The sequence below is a fragment of the Halorubrum sp. AJ67 genome (assembly GCF_000513435.1).
Window position 1 is genome coordinate 127,420 of sequence record NZ_CBVY010000003.1, and the last position, 5,160, is coordinate 132,579.

A 5,160-nucleotide genomic window follows, 5' to 3' on the forward strand; every position below is an offset into this window, starting at 1 on the left:
CTCGCGTGGCGAGAGTTCTACACGCAGGTCCTCTTCCACAACCCCGAGGTGGTGACGGAGAACTTCAAGGCGTACGAGGAGGGGATCGCGTGGCGCGACGACCCCGAGGAGATCGCGGCGTGGAAGCGCGGCGAGACGGGCTATCCGATCGTCGACGCCGGCATGCGACAGCTCCGCGAGGAGGCGTTCATGCACAACCGCGTGCGGATGATCGTGGCCTCCTTCCTCACGAAGGACCTCCTCGCCGACTGGCGGCACGGGTACGAACACTTCCGCGATCGGCTGGCGGACCACGACACCGCCAACGACAACGGCGGGTGGCAGTGGGCGGCCTCGACGGGAACCGACGCGCAGCCCTACTTCCGCATCTTCAACCCGATGACGCAGGGAGAGCGCTACGATCCCGACGCGGAGTACATCAAGGCGTACGTCCCCGAGCTTCGGGAGGTAGAGGCCGACCTGATCCACGAGTGGCACGAACTGTCGCCGACCCAGCGCGCGAACGCCGCGCCCGACTACCCGGCACCGATCGTCGACCACTCTGAGCGCCGCGAGGAGGCCCTCGCGATGTACAAGCGGGCGCGCGGCGAGGACCCGGAGGAGTAGCGAGTTCGAGGGAACCGGCCTCGCGTCGGTCGCTCACTCGGTCGCCCGCGCCTCGGCGACCGCGTCGACCAGCTCGTTCACCGGAAACGCGCCGTCGTAATCGAAGGACGCGAATATCGCGTCGTACCGGTCGGCGGGGAACAGGAAGACGATCACGTCGTCGAAAAACAGGGTCTGTGCGTTGTACCGGCTCTCGCCGATGAGCTCCTTGAAGTCGTCGCCGGTGATCTGGTTCGACATCACCAGCTGGTACGCCTCGTCGAGGTCGCGGTCCGAGTAGACGCCCTCCACGTCCTCGCGCACGTGTTCGACCTCGAACGAGACGCTCCGCAGGTCCGCGACGACGCGGGGGGTGGGCCCGTCGAACGCCAAGACGGCCTCGGAGATGGGTGACATACCGACGTTGTTTTCACGCCTGTCTTGATAAGTAGACCGTCCCGCCGCGGCGGTAGCGCGCTCTGACGCCCCGCTCCGGCCGGAACCGCGCGTCGCGCCCTCAGAACAGCGCGTCGCTCTCGTCGAGGACGCGCGCGGGACCGCCGACCTCCCAGACGTCGGTGTCGATGCCGACCTCCGCGATCCGGGACTCGACCTCGTCGACGTGGTCCGCGAGCGTGTTGACGTACACCGAGGCTCCGGTGTCCGTCGAGAAGTAGACGGGGACGCCCGACTCCCGGAGCTCGCGGACCGCGTTGAACACGGCAATCGTCTCCGGCTGCCAGTACACCCAGCCCGACGGGCCGGTCATCGTCGTGGCGGTCAAAGACAGCGAGTCGTGTTCGGCCGTCTCGAAGATCCGATCGAACTCTCCCTCGCGGAGCGCGTCGGTCATCTCGACCAGCTGGTCTTGGACGTGGGCGGTCCGCGCCTGCATCATGTGGCTCGCGGCCGCCTCGCGGTGCGCTTCCTCCGTCTCCTTGTACGCGGGGACGTGCGCGGCGACGATCCGGAGGTCCTCCTCGGGGTCGAAGCCGTCCCCGCTCACGCCCACGTCGAGTCGGTGAGACCGGCAGTCCTCGTCGTTGAGTCCGGCGTCGAGCCGCGAGTACGCGCCGGTGACTGCGCGGGCCGCCGAGGAAGAGCCGCGGCGGGCGATAGTCGAGACCTCCGGGAGCGACCGGTCGAGTCCGGCGGCCTCGACGAGAGCGAGCGCGGCGGCCGCAAATCCGGACGACGAGGAGCCGAAGCCGATGTTCGACGGGAAGGAGTTCTCGCTTTCCAGCCGCACGGCGGCGTCGACGCCGGCCAGATCGCGGACGTGGTCGACGACCATGTCGATGCGCTCGGCCGCCCGGCCCCCCACCTCCTCGTCTCCGATGACGTAGACGTCCTCGCTCGCGTCGGGCTGCCACTCGACGGTGGTCGTCGTCGCGGTCGGCGCGGTACAGAGGCTGATGCTGTCGTGGTACGGGAGCCGCAGTTCCTCGTCGCGCATCCCGTGGTACTTGACGAGCCCCTGGATCGGGTGGGCTCGCGCGGTGGCCTTGCCGGTCATGTCTCGGGAAGCGTCCGGCGGGGGATTAGTCGTTGCGATGGGCGGGAGACGGGAGGGACTCCCGCTTCGAACGCTCAGTACGTCTCGACGTCGAGACGTTTTCGTCAGTCCCGAGAGCGCGACCGGCCGTCCTCGACGAGAGATTCCAGTTCGTCCGCCTCCTCTTCGGAGAGAATCCCGGCGACCTCCGTCCACGATCGCTCGCCCGCGATCCGCTTGACGATGTCCGAAAACGACTCTCCCTCTCGCTTGTGGGACTTGAGTCGCTCGTACGCCTCCTCGTCGAGCGAGATCGTTTTCGTCGACATCACAGCACACAGTCGTATGCGTATATTTATAAATGTCTGCCAGCGGGGCAACATCGTAGGGGAGACCGACCTCAGTCCCCGCTCACGCTCCGCGTTCCGTCGATTCCCGAAGCAGTAGATAGATTACGACTACCAAGAGCATCACGTCCAGTCCCGCGATCACCGCGAGTGGCGTGCCGAACCCCCACTGCCACGCCCACTCGCTGCCTCGGTCCTTCGCGTCTTCATAAATTCACCCGCCGAGCGTCGCCCAGAGGACAAGCAGCGCCGCCAATAGGAGCAGTTCGTCGCGGGCGACGGTGACGCCCGGCGGGAATTAATACGTCGGTATCTGTGCGACGGAGGGCACGGAGAGCATCGACGAGCGCGTCTTCACGCGCCGTTTATAAAAAACCGGAACCGGTGGGTCGCCGTCGTTCGCGTGTGTTTCTCGCCTTCCGTCCCCGCGACGGCGACGCGATCGAGGGGAACCCTTTTTGCCCGGTCGGCGGGTACTCCGCGCCATGACCGAGTACACCGTCGAGTTCGTCGGCACCGGCGAGACGATCGAGGTGGCCGACACGGAGACGATCCTCAGCGCCTGCTTCGACGAGGGGATCGCCCAGGAGTACTCCTGTCGCGTCGGCATGTGTCTCGCCTGTTCCGCGGAGATAATCGACGGCGAGGTGACCCAGCCGGCCGCCCGCGGTCTCAGCGACGAGGAGGCGGAGAAGTACGCGCTCACCTGTATGGCCCGCCCGCAGTCGGATCTTACGCTCGACCGCGGGAAGTACCCGCCGAGCATCGAGAACGACGCCGCGACCCCCGCCGAGGACGGCGACGGCGCAGCCGCGGACGACGACTGAAGAACTGATCGGTCCGTTCCGTTCCAGCTAGAACCCCCTCCGTCAGTCGACGCCACGCGAGACGCGGCGGGCGTCAGTCGAGTTCGGCCTCCAGCGCCGGGTGGCGGTTCGTCGTGGGAACCCGAGAGTCGACGAGTTGTTGGCACGCGTCCACAAACTCGTCGTCGTCGACCTCGCCACAGAGGACGTGGGTGTCCGCTTCGGCGGTGACGTACACGTCGATCACGTCGCGGTCCGAGCGCGACAGGAGGTCGTAGGCGGTGTTCCACCCGCCGAGCACGAACACGGACAGGAAGGCCGCGAGCCCGATTTCGCGCGGGCTCTCGACGCGTCCCTGATAGACGAGAAGAACCGTCCCGACGGTGAGGACGAGCGAGAGGACGAGGAAGAACAGTCCGAGGAACGTGTGGCGGCGAAGGCCGTCGTTCCGGTCGAATTCGACGCCGTTCACGTCGCCGACGGGAACCGACACCGCGGCGGTCTCACCGGCCCGCATGTACGTGAGCTCCCCGTCGGACGCGGCGAACACCGTCGTGTTCTCGGCGTCGACGACGTACTCGTCGACGTGCGCGTCCGTTTCGAAATCCAGTGTGGGCATCGGGTCTCGTGAGAACACCTCTCAGTCTCCATATACGTACCTTTCGTTACCTGTCCGGCTTCCGGAGGCCTTTCACTCGTGGGATTCCGCCGTCGCGTCCGCTTACATCGCGACTGCGACGACGTTGAACAGGACGAGCGAGCCGACGGGCGCACCGAGAGCGCTCGCGACGGCCCACCGGGGGTGTTCGCGACGGAGCCGCCCGGCGAGACCGTAGGGCACGCCCAGTCCGACCGTAAGCGCGAGGAACATCGCGACGTCCCTGACGAATTCGGCGGCAGCACCCGGATAGCCGCCGGGCGTCCCCATCGTCGCGAAGAACCCGACGAAGGTCGCGACGGAGACGCTGATCGCCCCCCAGACGGCCAAAAGAGCGAGTTCCCACCAGACGACCGATCGACCCAGTCCGACGTACGCGACCAGCGAGATCGCGAGCGGGAGGATGAAGACGGCGAAAAGCTCGACGTTCGCGCTCCGAAACGAGGTCCCCGGAACGTTCTCGAAGGCGAGGAGGACGACTCCGAGAACGAGCAGTCCCAGCAGGATACCCGACACCGTCCGACTACCGAGCGTTCGCGTGGAGGGGCTCATGCGCGGACTTCGCTGTCGAGAGGATATATACTTTCTTGCGAACCGTTCGATGCGGGTCGAAACGGTGGCCCCGCCCCCCCGCTCAGTACGGCACCGCGTACAGCGCGATCGCGAGGAACGGGATCAACGCGATCAGCATGGCGATTGCGTAGCCGAACATCTCGCGCGCCTTGACGTTCGTGATCGCGAGCAGCGGCAGCGCCCAGAAGGGGTTCAGCAGGTTCGTGTGCGCGTCGCCGACCGCGTACGCGATGGTGGCCTGCCCGTAGGGGACGCCGAGCCCCTCGGCGGCCTGAAGCACCGACGGGCCGACGACGAGCCACTCGCCGCCGCCGGAGGGGACGAACAGGTTGGCGACGGAGCCGACGATCCACGCGATCACGGGGTACGTCGCCGCCGTCGACACGTCGAGTAACCCCTCGGCGAGCAAAAGCGCCAGCCCGGAGTCGGCCATGATCCCCTGGATGCCGGCGAAGAAGGGGAAGAGTAGGACGATGCCCGCCGCCGCGCCGGCCGCCTCGTTGAACCGGTCGCGGTAGTACGCCGGGCGCTGGTAGATCAGCAGGCCCGCGAAGAGGAACCCGAAGTTGACGGCGTTCAGCGTGAACGCGCCGAGGCCCTGCCCGGCGAACTGGACCGCGAGGATGGCGACGCCAGAGAGCGCGACCAGCCCGCCGATGATCCGGCTGTTGTTCATCCGCTCGGCGGGGACGTCGT

The 5,160-nt window shown here is 67.1% G+C and carries 8 protein-coding genes; 2 read left to right on the forward strand and 6 right to left on the reverse strand.

What is annotated here, in order from left to right; translation table 11 throughout:
* A partial coding sequence (locus BN903_RS04300) for a deoxyribodipyrimidine photo-lyase (RefSeq protein WP_048076552.1) occupies positions 1 to 606 on the forward strand: 606 nt, incomplete at its 5' end.
* 33 nt (positions 607 to 639) lie between these two features.
* On the opposite strand, the gene BN903_RS04305 is transcribed toward BN903_RS04300, so the two are convergent.
* From BN903_RS04305 to BN903_RS04315, 3 genes are all read right to left on the reverse strand, one after another.
* Entirely contained in the window at positions 640 to 1,002 is a 363-nt protein-coding gene (locus BN903_RS04305; RefSeq protein ID WP_048076553.1) for a hypothetical protein, read from the reverse strand.
* 100 nt (positions 1,003 to 1,102) lie between these two features.
* Positions 1,103 to 2,101, reverse strand: a complete 999-nt coding sequence (gene mvaD, locus BN903_RS04310; protein WP_048076554.1) for a phosphomevalonate decarboxylase MvaD — start codon at positions 2,099 to 2,101, stop codon at positions 1,103 to 1,105.
* Positions 2,102 to 2,205: 104 nt separating this feature from the next.
* Positions 2,206 to 2,409, reverse strand: coding sequence for an antitoxin VapB family protein (locus tag BN903_RS04315; protein WP_048076555.1), 204 nt, complete (start codon positions 2,407 to 2,409; stop codon positions 2,206 to 2,208).
* 503 nt (positions 2,410 to 2,912) lie between these two features.
* Between BN903_RS04315 and BN903_RS04320 the strand changes: the two genes are divergently transcribed.
* Complete coding sequence (locus tag BN903_RS04320) at positions 2,913 to 3,254, forward strand: 2Fe-2S iron-sulfur cluster-binding protein (RefSeq protein ID WP_048076556.1); 342 nt, start codon at positions 2,913 to 2,915, stop codon at positions 3,252 to 3,254.
* A 73-nt stretch (positions 3,255 to 3,327) separates the two neighbouring features.
* Here BN903_RS04320 and BN903_RS04325 read toward each other — a convergent pair whose 3' ends face one another.
* From BN903_RS04325 to BN903_RS04335, 3 genes are all read right to left on the reverse strand, one after another.
* Positions 3,328 to 3,852, reverse strand: coding sequence for a hypothetical protein (locus BN903_RS04325; RefSeq protein ID WP_228841012.1), 525 nt, complete (start codon positions 3,850 to 3,852; stop codon positions 3,328 to 3,330).
* A gap of 102 nt (positions 3,853 to 3,954) precedes the next feature.
* Positions 3,955 to 4,443, reverse strand: a complete 489-nt coding sequence (locus BN903_RS04330; RefSeq protein ID WP_048076557.1) for a hypothetical protein — start codon at positions 4,441 to 4,443, stop codon at positions 3,955 to 3,957.
* 82 nt (positions 4,444 to 4,525) lie between these two features.
* On the reverse strand, positions 4,526 to 5,160 hold a 635-nt coding region (locus BN903_RS04335; RefSeq protein WP_048076558.1), incomplete at its 5' end, for a TIGR00366 family protein.